We start from the raw sequence: 16,148 nt of genomic DNA, 5'->3' as shown, positions 1-16,148 counted from the left end.
GGATCACCCTTCTTGGACCACGCGACCCGATCCGGGGACAATAGCATCCCTCAACCCGTCGAGCATTTTGTCGGGAATTCCGTACAGGTGCGGCCCCTTGGTGGGATCCGAGATTTCTGGATACTCCTTCAGGAGTGCTTTCCATTCCTGTCGGGTGAATGCGTCACCGTCGGGATGGTCCGCCTTGTTCTGCGGAAGCGCGTTCTCGTGAATGGAATCGCGGTACGACTTGGGGACTTCGTAGGACACGATCTGCCCGCCGTCCGAACGGAATTCGACGGTGTGCTTCATGTCCCCGCTCATATTGAGGTACAGCTTGCCGTGTCCGGTGATCGTCACTTCGCCGTTGTCGCCGATATGGACGCGCTGGCTCAGCGGATGGTCCGTCTGTTTGCGGTAGACCGTCACCGTCTCGTCCGGGCACCCGACAGGTGCGAGTCCGAGTGGGTCGGCCGAGGTGTGGGGGTTGTTGACGTAGGTCGCGGGGTTCGGGGCGGGTACGAGCCCGAGCGGGTCCGGCGTCAGGTACCGGGCGGTCTCCGGGTCGTAGTGGCGGAAGTAGTTGTAGTGCAGGCCGGTTTCGGGATCGAAGTACTGACCGGGGAAGCGCAGTGGGGTGTACGCGGTGGAGTTGCGCGACCACGTGGTCGTCCCCCACAACGTGGTGCGCGAGCGCCAAGCGATGTCGCCGGACTCGTCGACGAGTTCGGTGGGTGTGCCGACGAGGTCGGTGACGATGGCGAAGAAGCGCCGGTCCACCTCTTCCTGGGAAGCGTCGGCCGTGGTGATGCGTTCGGTCTGCGCCAGCGGGCGCGTGCCGGAGTGGTCCCAGGTGAGGACGACCGGGTGGGGCAGGCCGGTGGAGGTGGTGGTCTGTTCGCAGAGGTTGAGCTGTCACCCCTCACTACTGCACACGCTAGGACACCACGCACGACGGGAACCAGCGGTTCCGGCGACCCCACATCGACGGCGGTGAGAGGCGGGAGCCGTACGGCGAATGACGGAGAAGCGTCCGTCGCGCCGCCTGAAGAGGGAGGGCACATCCCGGGACCACGGGGACCGTGTGCAGCGGCTGAACCGAGGTCCGGCCCCTGCGCCGGCCGCGGCTTCTGGCACTCATCCGGTGCGCCTGGTCTCCGTGGCACTTGCTGCAGCTGATAGACAACCGGCATGACGCATTACGCGGATCTGACGCCGTACACGTACGGCAGGAACAACCGGACCCCCGGGGACGCAGGCCTCTGGCGGGGCGTTCCGGTTCTGAACGTGGGCTGGCTCGGACGCGGCAAGAGGTACTCGAAGGGAGTTCCGCCACCGAGTCTCACGGAGACGCTGAAGCGCATGACCCGGACACACCGAGTGCAGCAGACTCGCGGCCATCACCTCTGTCCCTGGTGCGCCTCACGACTGTTCCCCCGGCGCCCTGAAGGTCCTCAAGGGAGCGCTGAAATACGAGTTATGGGTAATGGTGTGGCGTATGCCGCCCCCGAACTTGTCGCCCACTACGTCGAAGCCCACGGCTACCTTCCACCGACTGAATTCATGGAGGCGGTGCTGTCCCCCGACACAGTCGTCTGAGCCTGGGAATCAGCGGCTATCGGCACGCTGTACGCCCCTGAACTGCGCCTTTCCTTTGGGCAGGGGTGGGCAGGTGCTGCGGTCACAGGTCGTCCGGGGTGCCGTCGACAGCAGGTCCGCAACCCTCGGGGAGCGTGGCGGCGATCAACGCGTATGCCGCTTCGACGGTGTCGACCTCGCCGAGGAGAGTCTTGTCGGACGCGCGACGCACCCGGTACCCACCCGCGGCCTGCGGGTAGGCCGTACCGACATCGCTTGTCCAGGGCCACCGGGTGCACCGGCTCAGGTACAGGACACCGTGGCTGACCATGGGCCAGAGCTCGCGCAGCGACGGGTGCTGGTAAGCAGCTCGGGGAACGGCCGGATTGATGCGGTCCATGCCGTAGGACAGGACGGCAGACCACTCCGCCGCCACGATCTCGGCCGCGTTTCGTGACTCTTCGCTACGTGCCGGGATGATCACTTGAGCTCCTGATCCAATGAGTAGCAGCCGAAGGCTCCCGTGCCATGAGGTGCCATGAGATCAGAGTGGTTCGCAAGCGGCAGCCCGGGGGCTACGTGTCGACGCCCCGACTCAGCGGAAGAGGGCGCGGCCGGCCGTGCGGAAAGTCTCTTGCGTCAGGGGCGCGAGAGCGGAGAAGTCGACCAGTCCGCCGTCGCGCAACGCCGGGTCGTGAGGGATGCGCACCACGGTCCGTACGCGGGTACCGAGTTGGCTCTCCGCTTCGGTGAGACCGGACTGCGCCGCGGCCGTTCCTGTCAGGTCGGACAGGACGAGGACGGCCTCGGACACGAGCCGTGCGTGTCCGTGCTGGTCGAGCCACGTCAGCTCGGCCGCGGTGTCCGCCACCTGGCCGGGATCTCCGGAGCAGGCGACCACGAGCCGGTCGACGTCACCGAAGGTTCCGCGCAGGGACGGTCCGGGCGGTGCGAGGCCGCCCGCGTAGTCGATCACGAGGGTGCCCAGCCTGCGCATGCGGGAAAGGATGTCCCGGTGCTGCCGGGGCGGGGGCGGTGGTTGCCCGGCGGGAGCGTACTGGTGCACGAAGTCCGCGCCGTTGGAGTCCTTGAGCGTCACCCAGCCCCCTGAGGGGGAGAGGACCAGGGCGTCGGGGGAGATGGTCGCCGACACCCGGGGGCCGGGGGAGACCTGCCGGTACCCGGCCCTCTCGTCGGTCGCCATGCGGTATCCGATGACGTTCGCCGCGGGATGGAACGGCAACATCAGTACGGGGGGACGCCCGGAAGCGGGTTCGGCCTCGGCGACGGCGGAGGCGAGCTGCACGGCGACGGTGGACCGCCCGCAACGGGTTCCGCCGCCGAAGACCAGGGCTAGGCGGCCCTGGTGGCCCGTTCCGCTGTCGACCGGCCTGATGACCGTTCTCGCCCCCGCCTTCCTGCGGCGGAGGAGACCACGGCGAGGGACCTGCTCGGGGCGGCCCGGCAACCGGAACCACTTCGTGAGCTGCCGTCCGCGCCGCCCGGGCTCATGGACACCCGTGTCCTCGTCGTCCGTGGCGAGGTCCCTCCCCGGAACGAGGGGGACTTCCGCCGAGGACGGCAGCGACGCCGGGCGCAGGAGGTGCGGATCCGGCTCGGCTCTGGAGGACAGGTCGAGCCGGGCGCCATCGATGAGGACCCTTGTGCTCTCGGGGAGCCACCAGGAGAACGGCTGCAGGAACGCGTCCCGAGGGACGCGGTCGCGGAAGGCGGCCAGCAGGGACTCCGCCGACACCGCCCTGTCACGTGTCGGCAGCGTCAGGAACGGGCGCAGGACGGAGGACAGGCACGGATCCGTGATCTCCTCGGCGAGCTCGTGACCCACCTCCTGTGCCCGTGTGTCGTCGTCCCCGGTCAGCAGGGGGGCGAAGTGCTCCCCGCCCGTCGGGTGCCAGTCCGTACGGGCCCCGAGAAGCCCGAGCAGAGCGGCGAGCGCGCGCACGTCCGCCCCCGTACGGTCGGGTGCGGGGGCGGCTCCGGGGTCGGAGATCCGGGAGCGGTGCCAGCCGACGAGCAGGGGGCCGTCGAGGGTGAGCAGCACGCGGTCCGCCGACAGATGGCCGTGCACGACTCCCGCGTGGTGACTGTGATCGAGTGCCGAGGCGAGCCGCTGGCCGAGCACCAGGATCAGGTCCGTGCCGAAGCTCTCGTGGAGCCGGAGCCCCTGGGCGAGGGTGCGCAGTGTCGGTGCGCCCTGCCTGAGCCGGGTGAGTGCGCCGGTGGCGGCGGCCCAGGAGTTCCTGGCGCCCAGGTCGGCGTCGAGGAGCGAGGGGAGGCAGGGGTGATCGAACCGGGCGAGGGCAAGGGCTTCCCGGCGGATCACGGACGCGTCGCGTGCCGTGGTCGCACGGATCACAGCGGTGTGCCTGCCGTCGGTTCCGGCGTAGAGGGAGAGCCCGCCCGGTTGCCTGGCCTGCCAGGTGAGCCAGTATTCACCGAGGGACTGGACGCCCTCGGGGGCCGACCAGGTGGTGTTCGTCTGGGAGTAGCCCACCATCGGGTACTGGGGATAGATGCTCCCCGGGGGACTGAGCCGGATCTCCGGTGGCAGCGTGGGCTGTTCCGCCCACTCCTGTGCCGAGAGTCCGCTCAGCCCGAGACGGTCCTGGAGCGCGGGGCTCAGCCAGGCGAAGGCCGTGGTGTCGTCGGCCAGCCGGCTCGTTCCGTCGGGGCGGCTCAGCCACGCGGGGAAGTCCGGTGAGCGGCCCACCAGTTCGGCGATGTGCTCGGAGACCCGGCGGGTGGAGGCGAGCACTTCGGTGGTGGGGACGGCGTCCAGAAGGATGTCCCGGGACCGGCTGGTGAACGAGAAGACGCGCTGCTGGGGCAGGACCGCGGCGGCCGGCGATCCGTGTTCGGCCTCCGCCGGACGGAGCATGCCGCTCAGGAACACCTCGGCCAGATGGGCCGTGGTGACCGGGCGGGGCAGGGAGCGGACCACCAGCCGCATCACCGGGATCGTCAGCGGTGACACCGCCGCCAGATGGGCGGCCAGGCGGTAGGCCTCGGGGGAGACCGCGCGGCGGAACCGCTGCACCTGCGCGTCGGGCCGGACGCGGCGAGCCCGCCCCTTCGTGCGCGAGGAGGCACCGGACCCGGGCGGACGCTGTTGCTCCGCCGCGTCGGCGTCCCACAGGGCGAGCACCCTGCTGGAGCCTCCGGACGCGGTGACCAAGGCCCACTCGGCGAATGCCTGGGGCGACGGCGTCAGGACCGGGACGGGGGTCATGTCGAACGGGGCGAGCGCCTCGGGCAGTACGGGATGACGCACCCGCCAGGTGGCGTTGGCGGCCCCCGGGCCCGGCGCCTGCACCGACCAGCGCCGGGTGGGCAGTCCCGAACCGCGCCACATCCGGGGCGGCAGCGTGTGGATCACCGCGGTGGGGCCGCAGGCGGCCCAGCGCGACAGCACGGCTCGCATGGCACCGGTGCGCCATCCGGGCCCGGCCCCGTCGGAGATCACCAGGGTCATGGTGCGGCCCGACGGGTCGGTGAGGACCTCGGCGGACACGGTCGGCGCGTCGGGAACGAAGGGCCGGGAGCTCAGCCGGGGCATCCGCCCGGGCCTCAGCCGCAGTCCGTAGGTGCGGATCTGGCGGAAGGCGCCGAGGTGCGCGAGCAGCGAGTTGAGCTCCGAGCACAGCTGCTGCCACAGGAGCATCGAGACACCGTCGTCGACGACCACGGTGAGGTCCAGCCAGCGATCGCGGGCGGGACGCGTCACCACGTCGAGGAGGCCCGAGTGGGCGATCTGCGCTGCGGTTTCGGCTTCGTCCAGCTGCTCGGCCGACGGATGCGGGCGGTACTGCTTCAGTGGGCGCAGCGCACGTGCCGTCCGTAACGGGAGGGCGAGTGCGTGCGGATGGGGGATGCGTACGGGCAGGGCGCGGCTCCGGTCCTCATCGGGCCGCTCGTTCTCCGCCGCCGTCCCCGGATCCGGGGCGTCGGATCCGCCGTCGTGGTCCTCGTCCCCCGTGGTGCCGTCGTCGGGACCGGTGCCGTCGCTCCCGCCGGTCGGGGGCGGTTTTGCGGGCGAGGCCTCGGCGGCGTGCAGTTCGGCTCGCGGAGGTCCGGCCTCCGGCGACTCCGTCCGACCGGCCCTCTCCTCCGTCTCCGGCCACGTGGTCACCGGCGGGGCGCCGGGTTCCCCGGAGGCCGCGGGCGGACGGGCGTCCCCGCCCAGGAGGCCGGCGGCCAGCGCCAGAGGCGCGTCGGCGGGCATCCGCTCGGCCAGCCACAGGCAGTCGACCAGCTCCTCGGCCGTGACGTCGAAGCCGACGTCCCGCAGCAGGGAGAGCAGACGGTCGGGCATGCCTACAGAGCACCCCCCAGCCGGTGCAGCACCGCTTCCAGCAGCCCTTCGGCGTCCAGGTCGACCCCGCCGAGGCGAAGGAACGCGGCGTTCAGCAGCTGGTCCGTGGCCAGCTCGCCGGGCGCCCGTTTGGCGAGGAACGCCCGCACCAGATCGTCGACCTGGGGCAGCGCGTCCGCGCCCAGATGGGCCGCCACGATGGCGCGCAGCCGTTCTTCGTCGGGGTCCGGCAGGTCCAGCCGCAGACAGCGGCGCAGGAAGGCGGGAGGGAACTCCCTCTCGCCGTTGCTCGTGATGACGACGACCGGGAACTCCTGGCAGCGCACGACACCCCTGTGGACGGTCACGGTGTCGCCGCCCCGCGCGCTGTGGACCTCGATGTCGTCCTCGCCGGGCGGCAGCCGGGAGAGTTCGGGGATCTCGAACTCGCCCTCCTCGAAGACCGTCAGCAGGTCGTTGGGCAGGTCGACGTCCCCCTTGTCGAGCTCGTCCACGAGCAGCACGCGGGGGAGCCCGTCCGCCACCAGCGCGGTGCCCAGCGGTCCGAGCCTGATGAAGTAGCCGATGCCGGGCGCGTCGCTGTCCCCCTGCCGCCGGAGGTTCGTCTCGCGCAGCCTGCCCACCGCGTCGTAGTGGTACAGCGCCTCGGCGAGCGTGGACCGGCTGTTCACCGGCCACCGCAGTACGGGACCCAGGGAGAGCTCGTGGGCCACCGCATGGGCCAGTGACGACTTGCCGGTGCCCGGATGGCCGGTGACCAGCAGCGGCCTGCGCAGATGCAGGGCGGCGTTGACGATGTCCCGCTGGGTGGGCCCGATCAGATAGGGGCGGGGGTCCCCGGAGGCGGTCGTTCCGCCGGCCCCGGTCGGCTGCCGCTCGCCGAACCGCCGCCAGGGCGGGGCCGACGGCATGGTCACCCGGCGCGGCGGTCCTTCCCCGCGGAACAGCCGCCAGCTGCCGGGGTCCTGCGACGGGGTGCGTTCTGCTGCCGTCATGAGGTCGCGTCCTCCCAGGACGGGTCGCTCCAGTAGGGCTCGGGCGGGGTGCGGGACGCGTCGTCCCACACGAGTACGGGGGCGACCGTTTCCTCCCCGGCGCTGCCCAGCGTCCGCGCGCGGTGCGCCCGGACCCGTTCGGGCAGGCTCCGGGGGTGGCCGTTGAGCATGAGTGCGGTGAGCTGGTCGATCCGGCGCGGTGAGTCGTTGCGGTCCCACAGCGCGACGGGTATGCCCTGCGCCAGGCAGACGACCTGGAGCCGGGGGCGGTGCTCCGGCGAGCAGCCGATGGCGAGCCGCCCCGTCTGCTGGTCCTGGTGCAGGAGCTTGTACACGTGCTCCGGCTCGCTGTGCTCCGGCATGAGCCGGGTGAACGCTCCCGCGGGGAAACCCACGGACCTCGCCTCCCAGGCCCTGAGCCTCTTGAGCGACTGCGTGCGCAGTTCCGGACACCGTACGACGACGGCGTACTCCACCCCGAGGACGGACGGGAAGCCGCTGTCCGCGTCGCCGTCGTCCCAGCGGTCCACCGGGAGGTCGAGGTCCTCCGGCTCGACCACGAACTCGACCAGAGGGGCCCTGCGTACCCGCACAGCGGCGGGGGCCTCCCGCAGGAGGATGTCCTGGACCAGCCGGGCCACCTCCTGCGGACCGCGCGGCTCGTCGTCCGCCAGCACCTGCCGCAGGACGCCGTCCTCGCCGGTGCCGGGGTCGTACCAGACGGTGCAGAGGTGGCCGCCCGACGGGGACCTGGTCAGCTGCACGGTCAGACGTGGTTCGGCGGGTGTCGTACGGGCCTTTCTGACGTGGGCCCAGTCCTCCGCGTCGGTGCGCCGGGACAGCAGGACCGACTCGTGCACGCCGATCCTCGCGGCCACCGCCGCGACCCACTCACGCAGCTCGTCCCGTTGTGCGGAGGCCGTCAGGGCGGCGACGTACTCCACCGCCGTGAGCAGGGCGGGCACGCGGTGCGGGGTGTCGGTGGATCCGCTGTCTCCCCAGTAGTTCTCCAGGGCGAGGACGAGATGGCGCACGGCGTCGTCCGATTCGCCGCGGCGCGCTGCGAGCGGCTCGTCCCAGAAGGTGGTGTTGACCAGTGCGTCGCGTGCCGCCTCTTCGAGCAGCCGCCCGGGCTCCCCGTCCAGAAGGGCCAGCAGGGAGGCGAGTTCCAACGGGGTGAGGATGCCCGGGACCAGAGCGCCGCGGCACAGCGAGAGCAGTTTCAGCGCCGTCTCCCGCAGGGCGCGGGGCAGTTCGTCGGTGAGGACGGCGGCGGCGCGTGGCTGGGTCAGTACGAGTTCCACCAGCGCGGCGACCGACGCGTCGGCCCTGGAACCGCCCGGCAGCCCGAGCGCCGAGAGGACCCGGTGCGTGTGGCGCAGACGCTGGTCCTCGTCCGGCAGGAGGTTGAGGACCACGGTGTGGAGTTTGTGCCGCAGCACCGGCGCGACGGCACCGGACAGCCTTCCGGTGTCGCCGTGCGCCGGACCGGCGGAGGTCTCCGTCGTGTCCAGGAACCGTTCGACGGCCTGCCACGGGGCGACGATGGCCCGGCGCAGCACGTTCTCGCCGCGGAAGGGACCGTCCGGCGGTGACATCACCCCCAGCACGAGCCCGACCGACGCCTGTTCCTTGTCGCACCACAGAGGGCCTCCGCTGTAACCGGGACCGATCGCGGCACCACGCGGCGCACCGTCCACGAAACCGTGGTCGTGCTGGACCGAGCCGACGCTGCTGTCCGCGTACGTGAACGACGAGCCGTCGCCGTACCACGCGCGGACCTCCTGACCACGGTCCATGTACCGCCAGGACGCGGCGGCAGCGGGAGCCGCGGGCTCCACCGTCAGCTCCAGTACGGCCAGATCGCCGCCCCAGAGAGGCTCGCCCAGCAGCACGGGAAGGTCGGGAGCTCCCGCGCGGTGTGCGGCCTTCCACGCCACGAGCCGCGCGGGGAGCGCGGGCCCCTCGGGCAGGCAGGGGAAGCGCACCCGCAGGGAGGCGTCCTCCGGGGCCTGCCGCGCGAACATGGTGCGGCCCAGCGCCTCGTTGACCACATGGGCGCAGGTCAGCAGCCGCCGCCGGCCCAGGTAGACCCCGCTTCCCACGACGCGGGCCGTGCCGGAGCTCAGGACCGACACCAGGGACAGCCGTGCGGCGTCGCGATCGGACGCGTCACGATCGCCCCGTCCGCGCATCTCAGCGGTCCGTGGCGGTCTGCTGTCCCAGGTGCCAGTTCGCGGTGACGGTCAGCGTCGCCTCGCCCGCCACGCCGACGACCCCCAGCTTGAGGTCGTTCCCGATCCTGACCCCGAAGCTGACCGATATCTCGTCGGGAGCATCGGGCACGGAGGCCGCTGTGTCACGGATCTGCTGGAGGAGGGGGACCAGCGGGGACAGCACCCCCCGCAACGCGGTTCCGGCGACGGCTCCCAGCCGTGATCCCCTCGCCACGGGCATGGACGTGCCGAAGCCGGGCGCCGAGGTCTCGGCGGGAGCGGCTGCCGGGAAGACCTGAAGCGCCAGCGACGACCCGTCTTCGAACGCGAACTCCATGAAGTCTGACACGGAGCAATCTTCTCCCAACTGGCCCATTCTTAGGCGCGATCAGGCAAAAAAGATCCGCTGGGAGAGCGGTCGCGAAGCGCTTGCCGGAGCTGTCACGGCAGTGGCCCGTACAACCAACCGACCGTCTTGTCCGTCTTGCTCGGCGACGTCTGATCGAAGCCGGTCGACCGGCACCGGCTGATCGGCATCGGCTGATTGACACCGGTCGCCGAACAGGACTGAAGGACTTGATGAACCCAGCCAGACGCATGACCGCCACCGCCTTGGTCCTGGCCACGGCAGGCGGGCTGCTCTACGCCACCGCCGTACCCGCCGCCGCGGCGGCGAGCTGCACCTCCCCCGTCTTCAAGCGGCAGTTCTTCGCGAACACGACGTTCTCGGGTACGCCGAAGAGGACGGACTGCGATTCCGCGATCGACCAGAACTGGGGCACGGGCGCGCCCGTCGCCGGCGTACCGTCCAACAACTTCGGCGTGCGCTGGTCGATGACGCGCGACTTCGGCTCCGGTGGCCCCTTCACGTTCACGGCCTCCGCCCGGGACGGCATGCGGGTCTACCTCGACGGTGTCCGCAGGATCGACGTCTGGAAGAACGGCTCCGCCACCGTCAAGAAGACGGTCGACGTGACGATCCCCCAGGGCAGGCACACGCTCCGCTTCGACTACGTCAACTGGACGGGTGCCGCGAACGTCACGTTCGCCTATACGCCGCGCACCTCCGCCACCCACGACAAGGTCAAGCCCCTCGCCCCGACGGGCGCGGCCGTCTCGTACAACTCCGCCACCGGCGCGGCCAAGCTCACCTGGACCAGGAACAAGGAGATGGACCTGGCGAACTACCGGGTCTACCGGCGGCTGAAGGGCACGCAGTACGGAAGCAAGCCGCTCGCGACGACCACCGGCACGTCGTACACCGACACGACCCTCCCCAGGACAGGCGCCGCCTACTACTACGAGGTGCGAGCCGCCGACAAGGCGGGCCGTGTCTCGGGTGGCAGCTCCGACAAGCCCGTCACCACGATCGACAGGACGCCGCCCGCCGCGCCCTTCGTCGAATGGGACTCCTGCCCGGCCGACCAGCCCTATGCGGCGCCACAGCTGGTCACCACCGCGAAGAACGCCGCCGACATCGTCCGGTACGAGATGCAGCGGCTCGACGCCGCGACGAAGAGCTGGAGCACGGTCTACTCCGGCACCAAGGGCGCGATCTGCGACACCGGCTACCGGGCCGACGGCAGCAAGGTCACCTACCGGGGCCGGGCCCGGGACGCCGCCGGGAACTGGTCGGCGTACTCGGCCGCCACCACGTTCACCACCCCCGACCTGACCCCGCCCGCCGCCGTCACGGGGCTCCGAGCCGAGTACCGGTCGGGCGTACCGCATCTGGTGTGGTCACCCGTCACCGGCGCCGCTTCGTACCAGGTGCTCCAGTACGACCCGGCGACCGGCGGCTACATCGACGCCCGCCCGGCAGACAGCCCCAGCACCCGGACGGACGTGGTGCCGCGCCAGTCGGCCGCCGTCGCCGACAGCTACCGGTACGCGGTGCGCGCGCTGGACGCCAAGGGGAACGCTGCCGCGCCGGTGGAGATCACCCTGAGGATGGCCGACCGGCCGGAGGCGATCCCCGCGTTCACGACCACGGCCGGCAGGTTCGACGAGGGGGTGATGATCGCGTGGAGCAGCGTCGACCCGTGGACCGTCGACGAACGCCCCCTCCCGACCTACAAGATCATCCGAACCGACACCGCGACCGGCGAGACCGCCGTCGTCGACCAGTGCAAGCCGTTCACCTCGGTGGACCAGCCGCTGACCGACCCGGACACGTACTGGACCTGGGCGGACGACCATGCTCCCCTGTCGGCCCGCAAGCAGGTGAACGGCAGCTGCTGGGACGTCCAGGGCGCGTCGGAGACGACGTACGAATACCGCGTCGTGACGACCGACCGGTACGGCCGCGTGTCGCAGCCCGGCCCGCCCGCCACGACGACCACCCCGGACACCCGGCGCCCCGCCCCGGTCGAGAACCTCACCGCGGAACGGGTCCCCCTCGGCGTCCGGCTGACCTGGACGCCGCCCGCCGATACCGACGTCCGCGGCTACCACGTATGGCAGGGCGTCACCGACCCGGACAGCGGCGAGACGGTCTGGAAGGAGAACTGCTGGTTCGGCAGCTCCCTGGCCGACACGGAGATCCTCTGCCCGACGGTCGCCGACGGCGCCACCCACGTCTACAAGGTGGCAGCCACGGACGACCGCCTCCTGCATGACGACGACCCGCTCGACGTCCTCCACCCCGCCGAGGTCCCGGTCACCCTGCCCGACACCCGCCCGCCGGGCTGGACGGAGACCGACGTCCGCGAGGGCCAGTATCCGAATCTGTACGTCGGCTGCTCCGCGAGCTCCGGCCTGGGTGACTGCTCCCGCTTCGCGAGCTACCGGGTGGAACGCTGGGACCCGGCCACCGCCTCCTACACCACCCTGGCGGAGGGCACGTCGGGCGACGCGGCGTTCTTCATGGACACCACGGTGCACGAGGACCGGCTCGGCCTGTACTACTACCGCGTTGTACGGCTCGACGCCTCGGGCGCGGAGGCCGCGACGCGATCGACGGCGTACGGCATCTGGGACTCCTGGCTCTGACCGGGCGAGGGACATGGGGAGGGGACCGAGGGCTACTTCGGTCCCCTCCCCGCATCCGTGGGCGAACGGCCGGACCGGCCACAGGACTTCGACCTCGACGGGCACTCCGTCAGGTTGTGGGGGCCAGTGGCCGGCTGATCATCCAGCGCGGGAGCACGGCACGGGTTTCGGTACGGTCCCCCCGCCTGCGCGGAGCTCACGGCGAGACTGCGCAGGTAGCGGTCCGGCTCCCAGTCCTCTGCGGCGGCTGAAAGCCCGTGGCGGTGTATCAGTGGGTCCGGCATCATCCGCATGTGATGGTGACGCGACCCGTTCTGGAGATTTTCGCCGCCGATGACTGCGCGCTCTGGCCGGTCGGCGAGCACGAGTCATTCGGCTGCCTCGTGCTGAACGGGAAGCCGACTCCGGCGGAGGTCGGCACAGCCGTCATGCGGATCGCCGACCGCAACGGCTCCGAGCCGGATGAGGAGCACGGCCCGTTCCCGACCGACCCGCTCGGCATCTTCCCGCACGGGTTGCTCACCATGCCTGACCTGCTCGCCACCGCTGGGCCCCGGGCGACCGACACCACCACCACCGGCACCGACTTCGTCGAACCGGGCCGCTGCAACGGCCTGGGTACCTGGCGGGACCGGCTGGACGTGCTCGACGGCACCGGCTGCGCCCACTTCGGCCATGATCCCTCCTCGACGGCCGAACGCGTCGGTGACACCGTCCGGCTGACGCACGGCGCCTACGGGACGGACGGCAGCCCGGTGACCGGGCTGCCGGCAGACCAGGTGCGCAGGCGCGTCGCCGACGCCCAGCAGGACTTGCAGGACTTCCTCGGCCTTGCCGGCGCCCGGGCCGAACAGCACCTGTCGGCACACGCTGCCCCCGTCACTGCCGCCCTGGCACGGGCCCTGGACCTGGCGTCCTCACCATGACCAGTTTCCTGACCCACAGAGCACGCGTGCACGATGTCGGCCTTCCCCTCCATCGCCGGCACAGTGCGCTGCGGACCTGCCTCACCTGCTTTGCTCCGTACGGCTTGCGGGCGACGTACCACCACCTCACGCTCAGCGCCGCGATCCCCCGGCGGCTGGAGGCGGACCCGGACGCGCTGGCGCGGGCGGTGGAGGAACTGCACGAGGCACGGATGCTGTGGCTCGCGCGGGCGGAGGAGTACGCGGCGCAGCGCCGGGCGGAGAAGCGCGCCGGTCGGCGGGCCGCGGCGAACCCGCGACCGTGGTGGCTGCGAAGCTGGTGGGAGGGCCCGAACCGCGCCTGGTACGACGCCCCGTTTCGCCATCCGCCGCTGCGGCTGCCCGAGTACGTCCGGCGGCAGAACGCGATTCTGGACGGCGCCGATCTCCCCGGCTGCCCCGCCTGCGGGGACGAGAGACCACCGGTGTCGAACTCGAGCGGGCACGGCTGGGTGGAGCTGTGCCGGGCCTGTGCGTGGGTGCTGGCGCCATGCCCGTGCGGACAGCGGCACCGGGTAGTTCCGGACACCCCAATCAACTGGACCGGGATCTGGCGGCGGGCGCACATGAGCGATGACGGAACGCCGAACCCGCATTGGCCTGCGGTCTAGGGTGCCTGGCGGATCACGGCCGAAGCTTTGAGCGGATCGCTACAGAATCTGTGCCGGAACGGGGAACGGTCGCATTGACCTTCTGGGAGCGGATTTGGTGCGCGACTCCTGAACTGGCCCCAGGCAACGAAGAAGCCCCGGCCGCTGGCCTGGGGCTTTCGTGTGGAGCGGGTGACGAAGGGGTAGCGATGCAGCGGACCCTGCCAGGGGGTGTGCTCGGGGTGGGCCGGCGTGTCAGAGAGGGATGATGCGGACCTGGTTTCCGCAGAGTTTGGTCATGTCGTCGCTGTCGGAGGTCAGGAGGGCGACGGGTTTCGGCTGGCGCAGGGCGACCTCGGCGACTGTGGCGTCGATGGCGTACTTGTGCCCGTGCAGTCCGGCACCTTTGAGGAGTTCCGCTGCTGCTTTCGCCGCCTGCTCGGTGACGGGCTCCACCTTGACGCGGGACAGGGCCCAGTTCAGGCGAGGCATATTGGTGCGGGAGTGGCTGACTTCCACGATGGTGTTGGCCCCGATGACCAGGTCGGCTCCCATGTCATGGAAGACCTGAAGCATCGCGAGCAGCTTGCGGTTCTGCGCGATCCAGGCGGAGAGCCCTTCCGAGTCCAGGACGACGGTTTCGATGCGTTCGCTCACGCGGCATCCGCGCCCGTGGAGGTGCCGGCGGAGCCGAAGATCTTCGCGCGAGCCTCGGCGAGCTCCTCGTCGCTGAAGGGTCCGTGCTCCTCCTCGTGACGGCGGAGGTCGTCGCCCAGGAGCTGGTGCCGGATCTGGCGGGCCACGGCTTCCGCCACGTACCCGGAGACGTTGTCCGTGAGCTTGCGGAGCTCCGCCACCTGGTCGCTCGGCAACGTGACGGTGATGCGAGTCGTTGAGGACACGCTTGGAGCATACCGGAGTATGCGTGAGGCCGTCGGTGATTAGCGCCCGAGCTCCGCCAAGCGCCTGTGTGGCGGAATGCTGCCCTGTCGTGTGCCCAAAGATGTCCGCGCCTCAGACCGCGTTTGAGATCTGCTCGTAGGACAATCGACCAGTGACGCACCCCTTGAATAGTGATCGCTCGCTTGAAGAGCTTGAATGCGCCCGCTGGCCAGCCCCGTCAGCCGACGCCACCCGTCTTGTCACTACTGCGCACGCCCTGCGGCGTCGACCGATCAGCGAACTGACCGTCGAGGAGTTGCGCTTGTTGATTGGGCAGGGCACGGGCCTGCCCTACCTCCTGCCACTGGCACTGGAGGTACTGCGGGAGAACCCGATGGCAGAGGGGCACATGTACGAAGGCGATCTGCTGTCCGCGGTCCTCGCCAGGAACCCGTCGGTCTGGGACGAGCTTCCCGACCTCGGCAGAGAGCTTTGCGTGATCGTCTCGAAGTTGACTGGCCTGCCCCCTGACCTGCAACAGAAGGTTGAGCTCTTCCTGGCTACATAGAGCACCGACTCAGGAAGCGAAGGTCCGCGCGTAACTACGAGACGTCTCGCAGGAGCACGCGCGGGCCCGGACGCGTCGCCGGTCGGCCACGGGTGAGTCGGCGGACCATGATGCCGATCATTGCCCAGCGGATCTTGGTCTCTGAGCGGGCCGGGCTGGTCTCGTAGTCACGTGCGAGGCGGCGGTGGGCGGTGAGCCACGAGAAGATGCGCTCGACTGCCCATCTCTTGGGCTGGACCTGGAATCCGCGCTGGCCCGGGGCCTTGCGCACGATCTCCAGCTCGCGGCCGAGGATCGTGCTTGACCACTCCACGAGGCGGTCGGCGAAGCCTTGGTCCGCCCAGATCCTCTGCACGCCCGGATGGTCCAGGCGAGTCCACAGCAACGAACGCTTCGCGCCGTCGCGGTCCTGGATGTTCGCCGCGACCACGTGAACAGCCAGCAGCAGACCCAGGGTGTCCGAGACGATGAACCGCTTGCGGCCCTTCACTTTCTTGCCTGCGTCGAAGCCCCGGGTGCCGACGGGGACCGTATCGGCCGTGCGCACGGACTGCGAGTCGATCAGCCCGGCACTCGGCTGCGCTTTACGGCCGTCAGCCTTACGGACCCGGCCGCGCAACGTGTCGTGGACCTGCTCGACGGTGCCGTCGTCATGCCACCAAGTGAAGTACCAGTAGACAGTGGGCCAGGGCGGGAAGTCCTTCGGCAGCTGGCGCCAGGCGCACCCGGTCCGCACCACATAGAAGATCGCGTCCACGATCCGCCGGCGTGGGTGCTTCTCCCGCCGCCCGCCCTTCGGCCCGACCCTCGCCGCTGGCAGTAACGGCTCCACCAGAGCCCACTGCTTATCCGTTAGATCCGACGGATACCCGCCCCCAGAGCCACTCACGCAAGGCTCAACGACCTCTCTCGCTCCGGGACACGGCAGATCTCAAACACGGTCTGAGGGGATCTGACAGTAGCGGGCGGGGCGCTGGCGCACCGCCCGCGCCCGAGTGTATGAAGCGAGGTGGCTCGAAGAAGTGGGGCGTCCTGGAGGAAAAGCCGTATT

General features: G+C 70.5%; 13 protein-coding genes and 1 pseudogene. 5 read left to right on the top strand and 9 right to left on the bottom strand.

What is annotated here, in order from left to right; genetic code table 11:
* Window positions 1-3 precede the first annotated feature (3 nt).
* Window positions 4-885 (bottom strand): annotated as a pseudogene (locus IE272_RS09105) (RHS repeat-associated core domain-containing protein); the annotation flags it as partial.
* 285 nt (window positions 886-1,170) lie between these two features.
* Between IE272_RS09105 and IE272_RS39415 the strand changes: the two are divergent.
* A complete protein-coding gene (locus tag IE272_RS39415) occupies window positions 1,171-1,578 on the top strand; it encodes a DUF7919 family protein (RefSeq protein ID WP_444544790.1) in 408 nt (135 codons plus the stop codon).
* An 82-nt stretch (window positions 1,579-1,660) separates the two neighbouring features.
* Here the strand turns inward: IE272_RS39415 and IE272_RS09100 are convergent, their stop codons facing one another.
* From IE272_RS09100 to IE272_RS09080, 5 genes are all read right to left on the bottom strand, one after another.
* Window positions 1,661-2,041, bottom strand: coding sequence for a DUF6193 family natural product biosynthesis protein (locus IE272_RS09100; RefSeq protein WP_229897245.1), 381 nt, complete (start codon window positions 2,039-2,041; stop codon window positions 1,661-1,663).
* Window positions 2,042-2,152: 111 nt separating this feature from the next.
* Entirely contained in the window at window positions 2,153-5,890 is a 3,738-nt protein-coding gene (locus IE272_RS09095) for an SAV_2336 N-terminal domain-related protein (protein ID WP_190006613.1), read from the bottom strand.
* Between the two features lie 2 nt (window positions 5,891-5,892).
* Complete coding sequence (locus IE272_RS09090; RefSeq protein ID WP_057664690.1) at window positions 5,893-6,885, bottom strand: AAA family ATPase; 993 nt, start codon at window positions 6,883-6,885, stop codon at window positions 5,893-5,895.
* Window positions 6,882-9,080, bottom strand: a complete 2,199-nt coding sequence (locus IE272_RS09085) for a VMAP-C domain-containing protein (RefSeq protein WP_190006612.1) — start codon at window positions 9,078-9,080, stop codon at window positions 6,882-6,884. The genes IE272_RS09090 and IE272_RS09085 overlap by 4 nt, the downstream gene beginning before the upstream one ends.
* 1 nt (window position 9,081) lies before the next feature.
* Window positions 9,082-9,450, bottom strand: coding sequence for a CU044_2847 family protein (locus IE272_RS09080; RefSeq protein ID WP_190006611.1), 369 nt, complete (start codon window positions 9,448-9,450; stop codon window positions 9,082-9,084).
* A gap of 230 nt (window positions 9,451-9,680) precedes the next feature.
* On the opposite strand from IE272_RS09080, the gene IE272_RS09075 reads away from it, so the two are divergent.
* From IE272_RS09075 to IE272_RS09065, 3 genes are all read left to right on the top strand, one after another.
* A complete protein-coding gene (locus tag IE272_RS09075; protein ID WP_190006610.1) occupies window positions 9,681-12,092 on the top strand; it encodes a PA14 domain-containing protein in 2,412 nt (803 codons plus the stop codon).
* Window positions 12,093-12,388: 296 nt separating this feature from the next.
* Window positions 12,389-13,018 (top strand): hypothetical protein, encoded by a 630-nt coding sequence (locus tag IE272_RS09070; protein ID WP_229897244.1) that lies wholly within the window; start codon window positions 12,389-12,391, stop codon window positions 13,016-13,018.
* A gap of 104 nt (window positions 13,019-13,122) precedes the next feature.
* On the top strand, window positions 13,123-13,668 hold the full coding sequence (locus tag IE272_RS09065; RefSeq protein ID WP_229897243.1) for a hypothetical protein: 546 nt from the start codon (window positions 13,123-13,125) through the stop codon (window positions 13,666-13,668).
* Window positions 13,669-13,902: 234 nt separating this feature from the next.
* On the opposite strand, the gene IE272_RS09060 is transcribed toward IE272_RS09065, so the two are convergent.
* Both IE272_RS09060 and IE272_RS09055 read right to left on the bottom strand, forming a co-directional pair.
* Window positions 13,903-14,304: a DNA-binding protein gene (locus tag IE272_RS09060; protein WP_098893257.1), complete on the bottom strand. Its 402-nt coding sequence runs from the start codon at window positions 14,302-14,304 to the stop codon at window positions 13,903-13,905.
* Entirely contained in the window at window positions 14,301-14,549 is a 249-nt protein-coding gene (locus tag IE272_RS09055; RefSeq protein ID WP_007457715.1) for a type II toxin-antitoxin system CcdA family antitoxin, read from the bottom strand. Before IE272_RS09055 ends, IE272_RS09060 begins: the two co-directional genes overlap by 4 nt.
* A 152-nt stretch (window positions 14,550-14,701) precedes the next feature.
* Between IE272_RS09055 and IE272_RS09050 the strand changes: the two genes are divergently transcribed.
* A complete protein-coding gene (locus IE272_RS09050; RefSeq protein WP_229897242.1) occupies window positions 14,702-15,097 on the top strand; it encodes a contact-dependent growth inhibition system immunity protein in 396 nt (131 codons plus the stop codon).
* A gap of 34 nt (window positions 15,098-15,131) precedes the next feature.
* Here IE272_RS09050 and IE272_RS09045 read toward each other — a convergent pair whose 3' ends face one another.
* Window positions 15,132-15,986: an IS5 family transposase gene (locus IE272_RS09045; RefSeq protein WP_190006607.1), complete on the bottom strand. Its 855-nt coding sequence runs from the start codon at window positions 15,984-15,986 to the stop codon at window positions 15,132-15,134.
* Between the last annotated feature and the right edge of the window lie 162 nt (window positions 15,987-16,148).

It is taken from the genome of Streptomyces anulatus (genome assembly GCF_014650675.1).
GTDB classification, from domain to species: Bacteria; Actinomycetota; Actinomycetes; order Streptomycetales; family Streptomycetaceae; genus Streptomyces; species Streptomyces anulatus.
The sequence above is the reverse complement of the archived record's forward strand: the minus strand, read 5'-3'. Positions and strand labels throughout refer to the sequence as shown.

Bases quoted from the DNA above. Each gene is read 5' to 3' on its own strand.
- IE272_RS39415 (WP_444544790.1), top strand. From the start codon at position 1,171: ATGACGCATTACGCGGATCTGACGCCGTACACGTACGGCAGGAACAAC.
- IE272_RS09095 (WP_190006613.1), bottom strand. From the start codon at position 5,890: ATGCCCGACCGTCTGCTCTCCCTGCTGCGGGACGTCGGCTTCGACGTC.
- IE272_RS09090 (WP_057664690.1), bottom strand. From the start codon at position 6,885: ATGACGGCAGCAGAACGCACCCCGTCGCAGGACCCCGGCAGCTGGCGG.
- IE272_RS09085 (WP_190006612.1), bottom strand. From the start codon at position 9,080: ATGCGCGGACGGGGCGATCGTGACGCGTCCGATCGCGACGCCGCACGG.
- IE272_RS09075 (WP_190006610.1), top strand. From the start codon at position 9,681: ATGAACCCAGCCAGACGCATGACCGCCACCGCCTTGGTCCTGGCCACG.
- IE272_RS09070 (WP_229897244.1), top strand. From the start codon at position 12,389: ATGGTGACGCGACCCGTTCTGGAGATTTTCGCCGCCGATGACTGCGCG.